The sequence below is a fragment of the Phenylobacterium sp. genome (assembly GCF_028290885.1).
Classification (GTDB): Bacteria; Pseudomonadota; Alphaproteobacteria; order Caulobacterales; family Caulobacteraceae; genus Phenylobacterium.
Map to the genome: position 1 here is coordinate 1 of NZ_JAQGIZ010000182.1, position 15,101 is coordinate 15,101.

At 68.0% G+C, this 15,101-nt stretch carries 16 protein-coding genes and 1 pseudogene; 7 read left to right on the forward strand and 10 right to left on the reverse strand.

Features of this window, described 5'->3' with window-relative positions; translation table 11 throughout:
- Positions 1-1,412 (forward strand): DNA gyrase subunit A (locus JWP28_RS12220; RefSeq protein WP_299543227.1); only part of this gene is annotated, 1,412 nt, incomplete at its 5' end.
- Entirely contained in the window at positions 1,409-3,466 is a 2,058-nt protein-coding gene (locus JWP28_RS12225; protein WP_299543229.1) for a hypothetical protein, read from the forward strand. The genes JWP28_RS12220 and JWP28_RS12225, both read left to right, overlap by 4 nt.
- Before the next feature lie 71 nt (positions 3,467-3,537).
- On the opposite strand, the pseudogene JWP28_RS20655 reads toward JWP28_RS12225, so the two are convergent.
- The 8 genes and pseudogenes from JWP28_RS20655 to JWP28_RS12260 form a co-directional block, all read right to left on the reverse strand.
- Positions 3,538-3,660 (reverse strand): annotated as a pseudogene (locus JWP28_RS20655) (BrnA antitoxin family protein); the annotation flags it as partial.
- Between the two features lie 15 nt (positions 3,661-3,675).
- The gene (locus JWP28_RS12230) at positions 3,676-3,822 is read right to left on the reverse strand and encodes a hypothetical protein (RefSeq protein ID WP_299543230.1); all 147 of its coding nucleotides are present in this window, start codon (positions 3,820-3,822) and stop codon (positions 3,676-3,678) included.
- Positions 3,823-3,836: 14 nt separating this feature from the next.
- Complete coding sequence (locus JWP28_RS12235) at positions 3,837-4,292, reverse strand: retropepsin-like aspartic protease (RefSeq protein WP_299543231.1); 456 nt, start codon at positions 4,290-4,292, stop codon at positions 3,837-3,839.
- Positions 4,267-4,527 (reverse strand): hypothetical protein, encoded by a 261-nt coding sequence (locus JWP28_RS12240; protein WP_299543233.1) that lies wholly within the window; start codon positions 4,525-4,527, stop codon positions 4,267-4,269. Before JWP28_RS12240 ends, JWP28_RS12235 begins: the two co-directional genes overlap by 26 nt.
- 88 nt (positions 4,528-4,615) lie before the next feature.
- A complete protein-coding gene (locus JWP28_RS12245) occupies positions 4,616-5,044 on the reverse strand; it encodes an MAPEG family protein (protein WP_299543235.1) in 429 nt (142 codons plus the stop codon).
- Positions 5,045-5,277: 233 nt separating this feature from the next.
- On the reverse strand, positions 5,278-6,243 hold the full coding sequence (locus JWP28_RS12250; RefSeq protein ID WP_299543237.1) for a hypothetical protein: 966 nt from the start codon (positions 6,241-6,243) through the stop codon (positions 5,278-5,280).
- Positions 6,244-6,318: 75 nt separating this feature from the next.
- The gene (locus tag JWP28_RS12255) at positions 6,319-6,822 is read right to left on the reverse strand and encodes a Rid family hydrolase (RefSeq protein WP_299543239.1); all 504 of its coding nucleotides are present in this window, start codon (positions 6,820-6,822) and stop codon (positions 6,319-6,321) included.
- Positions 6,823-6,874: 52 nt separating this feature from the next.
- Positions 6,875-7,927 carry a calcium-binding protein gene (locus JWP28_RS12260; protein WP_299543241.1) on the reverse strand — a complete coding sequence of 351 codons (1,053 nt, stop codon included), beginning with the start codon at positions 7,925-7,927 and terminating at the stop codon, positions 6,875-6,877.
- A 203-nt stretch (positions 7,928-8,130) separates the two neighbouring features.
- On the opposite strand from JWP28_RS12260, the gene JWP28_RS12265 reads away from it, so the two are divergent.
- The 3 genes from JWP28_RS12265 to JWP28_RS12275 all read left to right on the forward strand — a co-directional run bounded on the left by JWP28_RS12265 (position 8,131) and on the right by JWP28_RS12275 (position 12,160).
- Positions 8,131-8,646 (forward strand): RNA polymerase sigma factor, encoded by a 516-nt coding sequence (locus JWP28_RS12265; RefSeq protein WP_299543243.1) that lies wholly within the window; start codon positions 8,131-8,133, stop codon positions 8,644-8,646.
- 109 nt (positions 8,647-8,755) lie between these two features.
- The gene (locus tag JWP28_RS12270; RefSeq protein ID WP_299543245.1) at positions 8,756-9,757 is read left to right on the forward strand and encodes a FecR domain-containing protein; all 1,002 of its coding nucleotides are present in this window, start codon (positions 8,756-8,758) and stop codon (positions 9,755-9,757) included.
- 75 nt (positions 9,758-9,832) lie between these two features.
- Positions 9,833-12,160: a TonB-dependent receptor gene (locus JWP28_RS12275; RefSeq protein WP_299543247.1), complete on the forward strand. Its 2,328-nt coding sequence runs from the start codon at positions 9,833-9,835 to the stop codon at positions 12,158-12,160.
- Positions 12,161-12,648: 488 nt separating this feature from the next.
- Here the strand turns inward: JWP28_RS12275 and JWP28_RS12280 are convergent, their stop codons facing one another.
- Positions 12,649-12,858 (reverse strand): hypothetical protein, encoded by a 210-nt coding sequence (locus tag JWP28_RS12280; RefSeq protein ID WP_299543249.1) that lies wholly within the window; start codon positions 12,856-12,858, stop codon positions 12,649-12,651.
- A 540-nt stretch (positions 12,859-13,398) separates the two neighbouring features.
- Between JWP28_RS12280 and JWP28_RS12285 the strand changes: the two genes are divergently transcribed.
- Complete coding sequence (locus JWP28_RS12285; protein ID WP_299543251.1) at positions 13,399-13,692, forward strand: hypothetical protein; 294 nt, start codon at positions 13,399-13,401, stop codon at positions 13,690-13,692.
- Between the two features lie 69 nt (positions 13,693-13,761).
- Here the strand turns inward: JWP28_RS12285 and JWP28_RS12290 are convergent, their stop codons facing one another.
- A complete protein-coding gene (locus JWP28_RS12290) occupies positions 13,762-14,151 on the reverse strand; it encodes a hypothetical protein (protein WP_299543252.1) in 390 nt (129 codons plus the stop codon).
- Positions 14,152-14,303: 152 nt separating this feature from the next.
- Here JWP28_RS12290 and JWP28_RS12295 point away from each other — a divergent pair, with 152 nt between their 5' ends.
- Positions 14,304-14,909 carry a hypothetical protein gene (locus tag JWP28_RS12295; RefSeq protein WP_299543253.1) on the forward strand — a complete coding sequence of 202 codons (606 nt, stop codon included), beginning with the start codon at positions 14,304-14,306 and terminating at the stop codon, positions 14,907-14,909.
- Positions 14,910-15,101: the final 192 nt, after the last annotated feature.

Below are 15,101 nucleotides of genomic sequence, written 5' to 3' on the forward strand. Positions count from 1 at the left end.
AGGCCGACCTGGTGGAACAGCTGGCCGAGCTGATCGAGCTGAAGAAGGCCCCGCTGCTGGGCGACGTCCGCGACGAGAGCGCCGAGGATGTCCGCCTGGTCCTCGAACCGAAGTCCCGCAACGTCGAGCCCGAGGTCCTGATGGAGAGCCTCTTCAAGCTCTCCGACCTGGAGACCCGCTTCAGCGTCAACCTCAACGTCCTCGACGCCCGCGGCACGCCCGGCGTGATGAACCTGCGCCAGGCGCTGATCGCCTTCCTCGACCACCGCCGCGACGTGCTGGTCCGCCGGGCCCGCCACCGCCTGGCCAGGATCGAGGCCCGGCTGCACATCCTCGACGGCCTGCTGATCGCCTACCTCAACCTCGACGAGGTGATCCGCATCGTCCGCTACGAGGAGGAGCCCAGGCAGAAGCTGATCGAGGCCTTCACGCTCAGCGAGCTGCAGGCCGACGCCATCCTGAACACCCGCCTGCGCCAGCTCGCCAAGCTGGAGGAGATGGAGATCCGCCGCGAGCACGCCGACCTGGCTCAGGAGCGCGACGGCATCATCGAAATGCTCGCCTCCGACCGCGCCCAGTGGAAGCTGGTGGCCGTGGGCCTGCGCCAGGTGAAGGCCGCGCTCGGCAAGCTCAACACCCGCCGCTCGATCTTCGAGGCCGCCCCGCAGGTCGACGCCGAGGCCGCCATCGAGGCGATGATCGTGCGCGAGCCGATCACCGTCATCCTGTCGGACCGCGGCTGGATCCGCGCCGCCAAGGGCCGCGTCGACGACCCCTCGGAGCTGAAGTTCAAGGAGGGCGACAAGCTCGGCTTCCTGGTCCCGGCCGAGACCACCGACAAGCTGCTGATCTTCGCCTCCGACGGCCGGTTCTTCACGCTGGCCGCCGACAAGCTGCCCGGCGCGCGGGGCCACGGCGAGCCGCTGCGCCTGATGATCGACCTCGACGACCGCGTCGACATCCTCGACATCTTCGTCCATCGGCCGGGCGGCCGGCGCATCCTGGCCGGCAAGGAGGGCTACGGCTTCATCCTGCCGGAGGCCGAGGCCATCGCCTTCCGCCGCGCCGGCAAACAGGTCCTCAACGCCGGCGCCAAGGGCGCGGCCGTCTGCCTGCCCCTAGGAACCGCCGACCACCTCGCCGTCATCGGCGACAACGGCAAGATCCTGATCTTCCCCACCGCCGAACTGCCCGAGATGCCCAGGGGCAAGGGCGTCAAGCTCCAGTCCTACCGCGAAGGCGGCCTCCGCGACGCCGCGGCCTTCAACGCCGGGGAAGGCGCCGCCTGGATCGACGCCGGCGGCCGCAACCGCCAGTGGCCGGAGTGGCGCGAGTGGCTGGGCAAGCGGGCCGGGGCTGGGAAGCTCGCGCCGAAGGGGTTCCCGGCGGGGAAGCGGTTCAGACCGAGGTGAGCGCAAAATCCGGAGCGGGAGCATCGGTTTCGTCCGGTGCGAGTTTTCAGGCCAGGGTTGGCGGCTACGTGATCGCCACGTCCCTCTGCGGCATTGATTCCGAGTTGGCCCCGGCAGGGCAGCTAAAGCTCATCGGCTTTGAAACAGCTGAAAGCATTGACGACATAAATCTCGCCATCAGCGACGGGTCCTTTGTCTATGTTCAGGCCAAGGCCACCATCGATTTTTCACCGAATCCAGGTGGAAATCTGAGGTCAGTATTCGAGCAGTTCGAACGGCAACATGCACTGGGAAGCAAAAAAGCGAGCCGCTTTCTCCTGGTGACTACCAGCCGGTCCTCCAAGAAGGTCGTCTACGAGCTTCGCGCCGCCCTGGAGGCGTTTCGCCTCGGTCCGGAAAAGGAATTCACTCGAGACCAACCAAGGGCACTGGTCGACATAATCAATGAACTTCGTCGAGTCCTTCGCGAGCTGCAGGTCGCAGCGGGTCGGCCGAAAGATCAGAGTATAATCGACGATATCTTGCGTCGCAGCTTCGTCATCGTCTTGGACATAGAAGCAGGCGATCCCGTGGAGCAGGGCCTACTTCTGGTCTTGCAGTCTCAGGGATTTGCGGCGCCATCCGCCGTGTGGGGAAAAATCGTTTCGGACTGCGTCACTCACGCTAAGGCGCGGCATTCAATTGAGATCGAGCGTCTGAGAGCGGACTACGATAGATTCAAGCTACGCGAAGGAAGAATAGAAGAGGAAGCTTCAGACGATCTGTTGACTGTAGAATTCGGAGAGATGAATTTTTCCGCGGGGCGGGAAGTAGTACTTTGCCGTGTGCGCGACAATGCGCCACCACTTCCATCTGGCTTGGTTTTGTTTGAGTTCTATGGATTTGACGATGATTGCGCTGAGCGCATCAAATTCTCGGAAGACGACATTACGCTTGCGAGCGGTGTGCGAATTCCGCTGATTCGCCGAGCAGCTACTTTCGAGGGTCTTCAACGAATGATCGAAGCGGATACCTCCCTCGTGGGAGATGAGCCGTTGACCATTGCGCCGATCAACTCTGAGCAAGATTTCGAAATAGGCAACTGCGCAGAAATCCATCGCCAACGACTGAGGGACGCTGCACGAGCAAATTCCCGGCCACTTCATTGCGTGCATTGTGGAAGGCCAGTTTCGTCGCCAATCGCGTCGCTCGTTGAACTCGGCACTCTCGAACGCCCTATCGTCGGCCTTTCTCACGATGCATGTCTCAAGCCCTCTGATCGGGTCTTGGGCACCGCTCGCGGCGACTTCTTCGAGTCCTATCCAGAGCTCGTGAATTTCGACGCTAACGGATGGTTTCGCGCCTCTCACGGAGGGCAAATTACCTTCGCGAATGCCGATGTCCTGCGAACTCAGCACAAGCTTATCGCCTGGGGCGGCCTGAACCCTCGCGGCCCTGTCGGCAACTACGTGATCGAAATTGCCCTCCAGGGTGGCGGGCGCGAGATTGTGACGCAACGCAACGGCGTGCACAGGTTCGATAGAGTTCCTGCCGAGAAATTTGCTTCCTCCCTCAATTCTCAGTTTGAGGAGTCGCGCAAGACTGGCGACCCATTCTGCTACTCGGATCAATCGAAGGCGTTTGGCCGACGGTCATTCTTGCTGGAACAACTTGGCGGGCGTGAGCGACTAGTTCCCGTCGAAAATGCGCGCGTGCGCACCTACGAAGAGCGGTTTGCCGCCAGATATACGAGGCCTGGTCAGTGGTACGCGCCGCTGTTGTACCTGCGCGATCCCGCGACGGATGAGCCCGTCGCGTACGAGAATATGGTCCTCCTGCTCACCGACCCTCTAACCCTTCGCAATTTCTTGGTAAATTGGCGGTCAGCGGAACTCGACGTGCCGACGTACGAAACCGTCTCAATTCATTCGGACGCCGAGTTTGACGAGTTCATGCGGTGGGTCGAAGCGCGCGGATGGACCGCCGTGGTTGATCCACTGCTGGACCCGACGGACAAGAACCTAGTCTCAGGGCTTCCGATCCGTTCAGTGGAAGCCCTCACGAACGCGAGATGATTTTGACGTGAATGCACGCCGAGACCGCTCCTACCTGTTGCGGCTGCGCCTTACTCTAGGCGGCGACCTCCTTACCTCCGCACTAACCTCGCCAGCGCCTCATTGATCTGCGTCTGCCACCCCGGCCCGGTCGCCAGGAAGTGATCCACCACGTCGGGGTCCAGCCGCACGGCGACACGGATTTTGCGCGCGGCCTTGGCGGGCCGGCCTCAGGCGCGTTTGAAGGCCGCCAGGAGCTCAGGCGCCAGCACTTCCTCGGGCGGCCCGGCGCGGGCGAACATCTCCTTCTTCCACTCCGGGTTGTCCTCGTCGAACGGCGCGCTGTCGGGCGTCAAGGGCGGGTGCTCAAACGGCATGGCGGCGTCTTGGCTCAATCCTCGATGATCTCGACCTGACCGGTCAGGCCGTCATAGGTCAGCCTGTACCGCCGCAGGAACGAGCGGCCCAGGATCACACGATGCGATTGTTCGCCTTCGCTCAGCTTCACGCCGGTAAAGCGCTGGAAGAGCAGCCGGTCGAGGGATGGCACGTAGACGCGGGCCAGGTAGATGACCGCGCGATGGCGGCCGCCGATGCCGCTGATCCACCCTTCCTCGGAGACAGGTAGGCCAAGCGACCGCGCCAATTCGTCGTCGATGCACTCGCCCCCAGCGCCGGTGTCGATCAGCGCGTGGACCTTCTTCAGCAGGAGATCGGGCGGTGCGCCGGGCGCACCGTTGGATTTCAGCCCGATATCGACACGCAGCGTCGGTCCCACCCGCTCCAGAAGATCGGCGGCGGTCGCGCTGGCCGTGCCTTGTCTAAACCCGGCCTGAACCGTGCGCATGCGCTGGCTGGAAGATCATTCCGCCGGGAAGCTGGATCGGCCCCGCGCCGATCTGTCGAATGAGGTAGGGCCCGCGGTCGAACCGGTCGACCGCAGATTCGGCGGCGCTCTCGAAATCCGGGAAAACGCCCTCGAATTGGCCATGATAGAAGACCGCCCATTCCTTCAGGTGGCGCGCCTCAAGCTCCTTGCGCATGCGATCGAAGGCGGCGATGTCGTCCTTCAGTACGCCCATGTGCCCTCCAGGCTACCGACGTACCGAGTAAACGCCTGACTCGGCCGATCCGTCGACTCGCCGGGACCGCGCACGCCGTGCGCGTGGCTTACCCCACCCCAAACACCACCCCCGCCGCCCGCACCGCCAGGGCCAGCAGCACCAACGACCCCACCATGAACACGCTGAACCGCACCAGGATCACGTTGCCCAGGGCCTGGATCAGGCTGTGGACGACGCGGATGGCCACATAGGCCCAGGCGAGCCAGAGGTTGAGGCCCTGGCCGGCGCCCGCCACGGCCAGGATCAGGGCCACGGCGTAGAACAGCGTCGGCTGCTCGTGCAGGTGGTTGTAGTTGTCGGCCTTCCAGCGGACCTGGGCCGGGATCATGGCGTTCAGGTCGGCCGCCGTCATCGCCGGAGCCATGGGCCTGTTCGCCGCGCGGATCGCCGGGATGCGGGTGGCGTAGAGCCAGGCCCACATGACGAAGGTCCAGAGCACCAGGGCGATCGCCGGCTGCAGGATCGGGCTGGTCATGAGCGTATCCTTGGTAAGGCTGAGGTCCGCCATATCGACGCCGGCGGACCCGTCAATGGCCGAGTGGCTGGGCCGGCCCCAGCCGCGCCTGCAACGCCTCGCGCAATGCCACCGCTTCGGCGAGGGCGTCCTGCAGGGAAATACGGGGACAGGATATCCTGTCCCTGCGCTAACCGGTTCTTTCTCCCCCTTGCGAGGGGAGAAGGGCGCTCGGATCGACGGGGAGCCGGCGCCTACTTCCCCTGGGCGCCTGCCGCGGCGTCCCTGGCCCGCGCGGCGGTGAGGATGTTGGGCAGGCCGTAGTTGCCCTCGTGGCAGGCGTATTCGAACATCCGCCCGTCGGCGGCGCGGAACAGTTCCTCGGCGCGCCAGGTGCGGGTGAAGAGGGTCGGGTCCTCGATCTCGAACCGGTAGGCGACTTCCGCCGCCCCGGTGCGGGTGAAGCGCTCGGTCACCCGCGCGCGCTCCGAGAGGAAGAGGCCCGTGCCGATCTTGGTCAGGCCGGGGCGCAGGTCCGTGGTCACCACCACCAGGGTCGCGCCCTCCCAATGGCCGACGGAGGCGCCCAGCCAGCTGCCGCGCCCGGGGCGCAGCGGCGCCTCGCGGCCGGGGCCTTCGATCTCGACGATGCGCGTCTCGTGATCCCTCTCGCCGACGATGGCGACGCAAGACCGCGTCTGCACGATCTGGATCAGGTTGGCGTCGTGGTTGTTGATCAGGGGCGCCGCCCCGCTGGCTGCGGTCAGGCAACGCTCGTCGGTGTCGCGGGCCTCGACGTTGTCATAGTCGCCGGTGTCCAGCTCCAGATGCACGGCCTTGGGCGCGTCGGTCCGGTAGGGGATGCGGCCGTCGGCCGGGTCGGTGATCCAGGAGGTGCGGATCTGGCCGCCGATCCGCGCCAGGCCCGGGCCGTTGTCCGGGAATTCGCTCTCGTTCTGGCCGATCTCGTCCTCCTTGGCGATGAACTCGCCTCCGTGGTCGCGGCGCGGCGCCTCATAGGCCTGGGCCTCGGCCGGGGAGGCGACGAGCGCGGTGAAGGCCTTCGGCCGCTGCAGCTTGGTGTACCAGGCGTTGGTCCAGAGGCCGGTGAGGTCGGACGTCCGGTTGCCGCCTGCGGCCACGGGCCTCCCGCCGGCGAGCGCGCCGCCCGCCACACCCGCAGCCCCGATCGCGCCCAGCAATCCCCGCCTGTGGATCATTTCCCGACTCCCCGACCGCCGTTATCTTAGCCCGGCGCAGGTCCCGCGCACCTGATTTTTTGGGCGGCGGACGACCTACTTCGCCGCCTTCGCCGCCACGCCCATGACCTCGAAATGCGCGCCGCCCAGCAGGGCGCCGGCGCCGATGAAGGCCCGCGCCGGCATGGGGCCTTTGAAGTAGCTCCGGTAGGCGGTGTTGAACGCCGCGTAGGTGTTGAGGTCCGTGGCGAACACCTGCACCCAGACCAGGTCGTCCATGGTCATGCCGCCGGCCTCGACCGCGTGCTTGATCTTGTCCATCACCACCCGCGCGCCGGTCGCCGCATCCGGCGCCAGCTTGCCGGTGTCGGGGTCCGTGTCGGTCGTGCCGGCCACATAGAGCGTGTCGCCCGCCAGCACCGCGGCGCTGTAGGGCGGGCTGGCCCCCGCCGGGCTGTTGGTCCCGGCGGGAAAGTGCCGATTGCCGGGCCCGGCGGCTGCGGCCGTCAGGGGCGCGGCGAAGCCGGCCGCCAGCGCGCCAAGCGCCAGGGTCAAGGTCAGGATCGGGCGGGGCGCTCGGCGCGGATCTCTGGAAGCCATGTCGGCGATCCTAGGGGCAATCCGCCGCAAGCTCCACCGCCCCCGCGCCCGCCTATCCGACGAAGACCCAGCCGTCCGGCAGGCTCGACAGCTGCACGCCCACGAGGATCAGCTGGTCGGTCGCGCCGATCCGCAGCACGGTGTCGGCGCCCACCTGGGACAGCGTGTAGACGGACCCCGGATCGAGCTGCACGCGATCGCCCTCGAACCAGTGGAAGTCCAGCACCCGGTCCACGTCGGCGCCGGCGAAGAAATGGAAGGTGTCGGCGCCCTGTCCGCCGGTCAGGACGTCCGAGCCGCGGTCGCCGGAGAGCCAGTCGTTCCCGTCGCCGCCGTTGATCACGTCGTTGCCCTGGCCGCCGCGGATCAGGTCCGCGCCCGCGCCCCCGGAGCAGGTGTCGTTCCCCAGGTTGCCGTAGACGATGTCGGCGCCATCCTCGCCCGACAGGTTGTCGTCGTCCTTGCCGCCGACCACCCAATCGTCGCCGCCGCCGCCCTTGATGGTGTCGTTGCCCTGGTTGCCGTTGATGTCGTCGAAGCTGGAGCCGCCGACGATCAGGTCGTTCCCGTCGTCGCCGCGCAGATAGCTGACGCCGTCGTTGCCCTCGATGGTGTCGTTGCCCGCGCCGCCGGAAACCGTGTCGTTCCCGGCGCCGGCGCTGACGTGGTCATTGCCGTCGCCGGCCACGACGACGTCGTTGCCCGCGCCCGAATTGACGGTGTCGTTCCCGGCGTAGGAATTCAGCACGTCGTCGAACGGCGAGCCGGTGAACTTGTCCGCGCCGGCGAACATCGTCGACAGAGCGAGGTCGGTCTGCCCGTTGGCGATCCAGTCCATGAAGGTGAGCACGGGGATATGCAGGAAGTTCGCGTCGAACTTCATCGCCCCGTTGTCGAATTCCCGGATATCGGTGATCGTGCCGCCGTTCAGCAGGCCCGGGGCCGCGTAGTCGAAGGTCCCGAAGAACTGGTCGCTGTCGCCGCCCCCGTAGTCGACGACCACGTGGCTGACGTTCGCGATCGTGATGACCCCGGTAAGCAGCACTCTCAGGTCGAGGGCGGTCATATCGACCCCCACGACCGTGCCGCCAACAGCTTCCGCCATGTTCCCGCCCTCTCGCCCAATCCGGACGTTAGGCTTTTTTTCATCAGTGAAACAACGCGGTTCACCTAACGAGCGATTTCACCCGCCGCGCGACAACTTGGCTATTCCCCGTTCGCCCGCCATGTCGCAAAGTTAGCGCCTCGCGACGCGAGGGGATCTCGGGGGGAATAGCATTGGCCTTTACTGGGCCGTCCGGACGGCGCGTGGAGGATCGGCCGCTGCTCGCCGCCTTTCTGCAGAAGCGCGAGAACCTGGTGCTGTTCCTGGCCGCGCGCCTGCGCTCCATGGCGACGGCGGAGGACCTGGTGCAGGACCTCTACCTGAAGGTCGCGGCGATGGAGCCGCAGGCCGAGGTCAGGGCCCCGGTGGCGCTGCTCTACCGCATGGCCGGCAATCTCATGGTCGACCATGTGCGCAGCGCCCAGCGCGCCTCGCAGCGCAACGCCCAGTGGCGGCGCGACACCCACCAGACCCTGGGCGGCGTCGACATCATGGGCGAGCCGGCCGCCGACGAGGCGCTGGCGGCCAAGGAGCGCGTGCGCCAGCTCGCCGACGCGGTGGCTGAGCTGCCGCCGCAGATGGGCCGCGCGTTTCGGCTGCACAAGCTGGAAGGGCTCAGCCAGGCGGAGACGGCTGAGGCCATGGGGGTCTCGCGCAAGATGGTCGAGCAGCATGTCGGCGTGGCTGTCCGCCGCCTGGCCGAGAGGCTCCGGTCATGAGCCGCGCGCGGTTTCCGTGGGTTTCTTGCGCCCGACCTGGGGGTAGGGGACCGCGGCGCCGTCTTGGTCGGTGTTCCGCGCCCCGGGCGCAGATCAGGCAAGCGAGCCGATGACGAACCCGATGGAGAGCCCTTTGCCGCAGGACGACCTGGCGATGGCGCAAGCCGCCGCCTGGGTTGCGCGGCTGGGTGGGAGCGTCGACGGCGGGGATGGCGTCGAATTCGACGCCTGGCTGGAGGCCGCGCCGGGCAATCGCGCCGCCTACCGCCGGGCGGTGCTGCTCTGGCAGGAGTTCGAAGCCCGCGCCGGGGACGTGCTGGCTGAACTGGGCCCAAGAGGGCGTCAGGCGCCGGCGCGTCCCCCCGCAGCGCGCCGAGCGTCGCCATTGCGCTGGCTGGCTCCGGTCGGCGGCTTCGCGCTGGCGGCCGGCCTGGCGCTGGCGGTGCTGCCGGCGCTGATGGTCCAGACCACCGTTACGTCCTACGCCACCGGCAAGGGCCAGCATCGGCACGTCGCGCTGGCCGACGGCTCGGCCATCGATCTCGACGCCGAGACGCAGCTGCGCGTCACCCTGTCGCGCTCGGAGCGGCGCGTGGCGCTGGGCGACGGCCAGGCGATCTTCGACGTGGCCCACAACGCGCGCCGTCCGTTCGTCGTGACGGCGGCCGGCCGCACGGTGCGCGACCTCGGCACCCAGTTCGACGTCAAGGCGCACGGCGACCAGCTCACCGTCACCGTCGCCCGCGGACGGGTCGAGGTGGGCTCCGCGGCGTCCATCGCCTCGGGCCGGCCCGTCGCCCTTGCGCCCGGCCAGCGGCTGGCGATCGACGCCGCCGGTGTCGGCCGGCTGACGAAGGTCGACCCGGCCGAGACCTTCGCCTGGCGCGCCGGGCGGCTGGTCTATCGCGCCCAGCCCCTGGCCGACGTGGTGGCCGACCTGAACCGCCAGTTCGTCGAACAGACCGAAATCGCCGACCCGGAACTCGGCAAGCTGCCGATCACCGGGGTCGTCGTCCTCGACAATCCGCGCGCGGTTGTGGCGCGGCTGTCCTTGATGCTTCCGATCAAGGCGGTACCTTCCGACAAGGCGCTGATACTCCTTAGGAGGTAAGCGCCAGATTCGTCGGGGGTTGAGCTGTCCACACTGTCGCGCCGTGTATCGGCCGCCGCATTGGCGGGCAGCCTCTTGGCGTGCGGCGCCTATGACCGGGCCGCCGCGGCGGCGCCGGCCGTGCGCTTTCACATCGAGCCCAAGCCCACCTCCGAGGCGCTGCTCGACGTCGCGCTGCAGGCCAACGTCACCCTGATCGGAGCGGCGGCCTGCGCCGGCTACTCGCAGGAGCGCTTCGCCGCGGCCATGACCGTCGAGCAGGCCCTCGACCGCCTGCTCTCGGCCGACGCCTCCTGCACCTGGCGGATGATCGCGCCCGGCGCGATCGAGATCGCCCCCATCGCTCGCCTGGCCACGGCCCGGCCGGCGACGCCCGTCACCGTCTCCGAGGTCCTGGTCACCACCACCAAGCGCGTCCGCGACCCGCGCCAGCTGGCCGTGGCGGTCACCGCCGTGCGCGGGCTGGACCTGCAGGCCGCCGGCGCCAACGACGCGGCCGACAGCGGCGCCCACCTGGGCATGCTCTCCACCAACCTCGGCCCGGGGCGCGACAAGCTGCTGCTCAGGGGGCTCTCGGACGGCGCCTACACCGGCCGCGCGCGGTCAACGGTCGCCACCTACCTCGACGACATCCCGCTGAACTACAACGCCCCGGACCCCGACCTGCGGCTGTCGGACATCGACCGGGTCGAGATCGCGCGCGGCCCGCAGGGCGCGCTCTACGGCGCCGGCTTCCTCAGCGGGGTCTATCGGATCGTCTCCAACAAGCCGGACCTCAGCGGGCTGTCGGGCGAGGCGCGGGTGACCGGGGCGGTGACCGAAAGCGGCGCGCCCAGCGGCGCCATCGAGGGCTACATCAACTCGCCCATCTGGCGCGAAGGGCTGGGGATCAGGCTCTCGGCCTACGACGAGGTCGAGGGCGGCTATCTCGACGACGTGCGGCTGAACTGGAAGAACGCCAACCGCACCCAGCGCGCCGGCGCGCGGCTGACGGCGTCGTTCGAGCCGAACACCGACTGGACGTTCCTGCTTACCGGCGCCACCCAGCACCTGCGCTCGGACGACACCCAGTACACCACGGCCGGCCTGGGCCTGCGGCGGGACAACCGCATCGCCGAGCCCCACGTCAACGACATCTCGCTGGCCACGGCGAAGATCAAGCGCTCGTGGGGCTGGGGCGAACTCACCTCCTCGACCGGCGTCGTGCGGCATTCCTACGGCAGCTTCTACGACGCCACGGCGGCCGAGGACCTGTTCACCTCGTTCGCCCAGACCGCGGCCTACTCCGAGCACACCGACGCCACCATGCTCGTGGAGGATCTGTACCTGACCTCGCGCGGCGCCAGCCGCTTCCAGTGGCTGGTGGGGGTCTACGGATCCAGCACCGCCGAGCACTCGCCGAGCGCCTTCCTGGCCCAGTTCACCTTCGCCCCGAACGTGCCGGTCTACAACGAGGACCGGCACGACCGGATCGACGAGGTCGCTGCCTACGGGGAGGTGTCCTACGAGCTCGCCCCCGGCTGGACCCTGGCGCTCGGCGGCCGCGCCTTCAGCATCCACACCCACACCCGGTCGCACGTGGAATCCGAAACCTTCGCCCCGCGCGACCTCGACCGCGCCGCCACCTACCAGAACTTTTCCCCCAAGGTCTCGCTGCAGCACCAGTTCGCCGGCGGCGACCTCGTCTATGCGGTCTATTCGGAAGGCTACCGGGCGGGCGGGTTCAACTCCAGCGGGGCCGCGCCGCTGCCGGAGGCGCGCCAGACCTATGCGCCGGACCAGCTGCGCAACTACGAGGTCGGCCTGAAGATGCAGGCGCTCGACAAACGCCTGTCGTTCAATTCCGCGGTCTTCTACGACCTCTGGAACGACATCCAGACCGACCAGTACCGCGCCTCCGGCATCCCCTTCACAACCAACGCCGGCGACGCGCGGATCCTCGGCGTGGAGACGGAGCTGGCCTACACCTCCGACAACGGGCTGTCGGCCGAGCTGAACGCCCGCTTCACCCGGACCCGGACGTTCAACCCCAACCCCAACTTCCTGACGGTGCTGATCGACGGCCTGCCCAACGCGCCCCCGTTCTCCGGCGGAGCCCTGGTCAGCTACGAGCACCCGGCGCCGGGCGGCTGGCAGATGCGGCTGTCGGGCGAGACCGTCTATGTCGGACGCTCCCGGGTGACCTTCGATACCCAGTTCCCCGAGATGGGCGGCTATGTCCGCGCCAAGCTGATGCTCGAGCTGCGGCGGCGCGGGCTGGGGGCCCAGCTGTTCCTGACCAACCCGACCAACGCCTTCGACGACACCTTCGCCTTCGGCAACCAGTTCAACCCGAGCCGCACGCCGCAGATAACGCCGCAGCGGCCGCGGACCTTCGGCCTCACCCTTTTCGCGGCCTATTGATTATTTTTCGGGCGACGACCTGGGGATGCGGCGCGGCCGCAACGTCTCTGCTGCGACCTTCGCGCTTTCCCCGAGCGTGCAAGTCACAAGTGCGCCGCGTGTCCCGAGCCCAAACCGCGCGGCGTCGGCCGAGCGCGGCCCTGACCGATAGAGTGTTCAGGGCCGCGCCGTGTCCGCCCCAAGGGCCCCCAAAGGGGCTCCGGGAGGGGCTCCAGGAGCCCTGCGACTCGCGCCCCGCGCGCGGGCGATTTGGCACGTCCCCACCGTGATGCTAGTCTGTAGCCGTCTGGCCCGGCCTCCCCGGGGCTGCGCCAGGCGTTTGAGAGAGAGATCGGCGCGCCTGTACTCCAGTCCGGGCGCGAGACTTAGCCCCGGCCTGAGACGTCACACCTCGGCCGGGGCATCCCTCTGAAGATGGGGGAGGGGGCGGTGCGGGGAAGCGGTTCAGACCGAGGTAGGGCCTTAGCACCAATCCGGAAAAGCCGGATTCATCGCCCTTTCGGGACGTACATCTTTCCGAACTGCACTGCCTTTTCGAACGCGTCCTCCGCCCCTTTGACGCCGAGGCGCGATACCACGGTTTTGGCGCGTAGAATATCCACGCTCATCACTACCAACGTCTCCGGAAAGCGCTCGCGCATGATGCGGCGAGCCTTCCGTTCGTCGAGCGCTACAGCGCAGCGACGGACCTGCGCCACGGCTATCGCAGCTGCTTCACCATCGCCGAGCCCATCTGGCGCGGCTGGTCAAGCGCTCGGTGCGCCGCTTCGGCCAAGCGTTCCGGAAAGTTTCTATCCGCAGGGCGGAGCGCAAGCTTGAGCACGTGCTGAACACGCCGCGGCGTCGGGGCCTTCTTGTGAAGATCGTCCCTCATGATTCGGAGTCTGATCAACGAACGAAACAATGTCAAAATATATATCTAGTACTGGCTGACATTGTCATGGTCGCTGGCATAAAATTGGCTGGTTCACAATTCCGCGCGCACCTGTCTCAGATGCCAGCCACGCTTAACTTGGGTGGCCACAGGCTGGCTCCGGAGCTTGGTTTAGACCGGCCTGCGGCCGGCCGTTCGCCAGCGCCCGGAGGCGCGTCATTGAGGCGGCTTTGGATCCCAGCACGCTCCGCACCAGGCCGTAGCGCCGTCGCCCCCATGGTGAACCCCCTATGAACACCTCACTCCCGGTCGGTTCAGCCTTGCGCTCCTAGGGTCAGCCTCAATGGAGACCAAGGAGAACCCCATGAAGACCCTGATCATCGCCGCTGCGGCGGCGGCTGCGACCCTTGTCGGGGGCGCGGCCATGGCGCAGCCCTACGGCTATGCCTACGACCGCGGCGGCTACGGCTACGACCGCGGTTATGACCACAATCGCGGCTACGGCTACGACCGCGGCTATCGCTACGGTTACGGCGACCGCGACCGCGACGGCATCCCCGACCGCTGGGACCGCTACGACAACCGGCGCGACCGCTATCAGCGCTATCACCGCCACTACCACCACGACTGGCGCTACGACCGCGGCTATCGCTGGTAGCCGCCTAGACCCACGCCCTCGCCGCATCGGCGGGGGCGTGGCCTTGCCGCGCGGCCCCGGGGCTGCTCCTCAGTGATGATGCCCAGGCCGGCCGCACATGCGGTGGACGTCGGCGGCCATCCACATGATCTGCACCCCCGGGCTCCAGGTGAGCGTGCGGCGGCCGTCGCTCCAGGTGAGCCTGACCGGCGGGCCGTCGTAGGGCCTGCCTGCGAGCGTGTGCGGGCCGTCGCCGTCGAAGGCGTCGACGATGGCCACCAGCCGGCCGTGCTGGGTCACGAACTGGGCCTGCAGGTCGCCGCCGTCCTGGCAGCGGAACCGCGAGGTCGCCGTCTTGTCCTCCACCGCGGGGTCGCCGCCGGTGGGGGCTTGCGCTGCGGCGAGGCCGGCCCAGACGCCGAGTAGGGGGGCGGCCAGCAGCAGGGCGGCCGCGAGGACCCTGGAGTTGCGAGGCGCCATCCTGATATCCCCCAATGCCCGGCGCGCGCGCCCTTTGGCCAGCGAACTCCGTTTTCCAGCGGCGGTCAACGCGGCGTCCGCCGGCGCGGCGCACACTCGAAAAGCGTGCTGAAAATTTGACTTTCCGCGATTTCCATGTTCTTGCTTTGTTCATGTCCGACCCCACGGAGATCACGGAGCGGCGCGGCCGGATCCTGGCCGAGCTTTCGGAGCTCGGCCTGACGCTGGCGCGCTCGATCCACGGCCGCGCCATGGCGGCCGAGGACGACAAGTCCGCCAGCGACCTGGGCCTGGCCTTCCACCGCATCTCCCGCTCGGTCCGCCAGACCCTGGCCCTCGAAGCCAAGCTCGAGCGCGACCAGCGGCGCGAGGCGCGCGAGGACCGCGAGGCGGGCGAGGGCCAGCCCGAACGCCGGCTGCGGGACCAGGTGCGGATCAAGCGGCGCAAGACCGACCTCCGCGAAGCCCTCCAGCAGGTGATCTGGGACGAGGCCGAGGGCGAGGAGCCCGACGACCTCCTCGACCTGCTCGACGACCACCTGGAGGTCGCCGCCCGCTCCGACGACTTCGGGCTCGACCCCCTCGACGACCACATCGCCCGCCTCTGCGCCGAGTTCGGCTTCACGCCGGGCGATGACGGGGAGGGCGCCGCCGCTTCGGCCCACGGCCTGAACGGCCAAGCCTCCGCTCCGCCATCGATCCAAATCCCGCCGGCGGAGGGCCGCTTCGAGCCCCCGGTTCCGCCGAACTCGACCTGAAGCAGGCTGCGCCCCGCATTGCTGAGGTGAAACGCAACGTCGCTTGCGCCGTGGCCGTGGCCCCCTAAGTTGCCGACGATTACTTGGGGGATTTCCGAACATGCATCGTCGCGCCTATTTCGCCGCCGTCCTGACCGCCGCCGCGCTGGTCCAGGCGCCGTTCGCGCTCGCCCAAGCGCGGGGCGCCAAGCC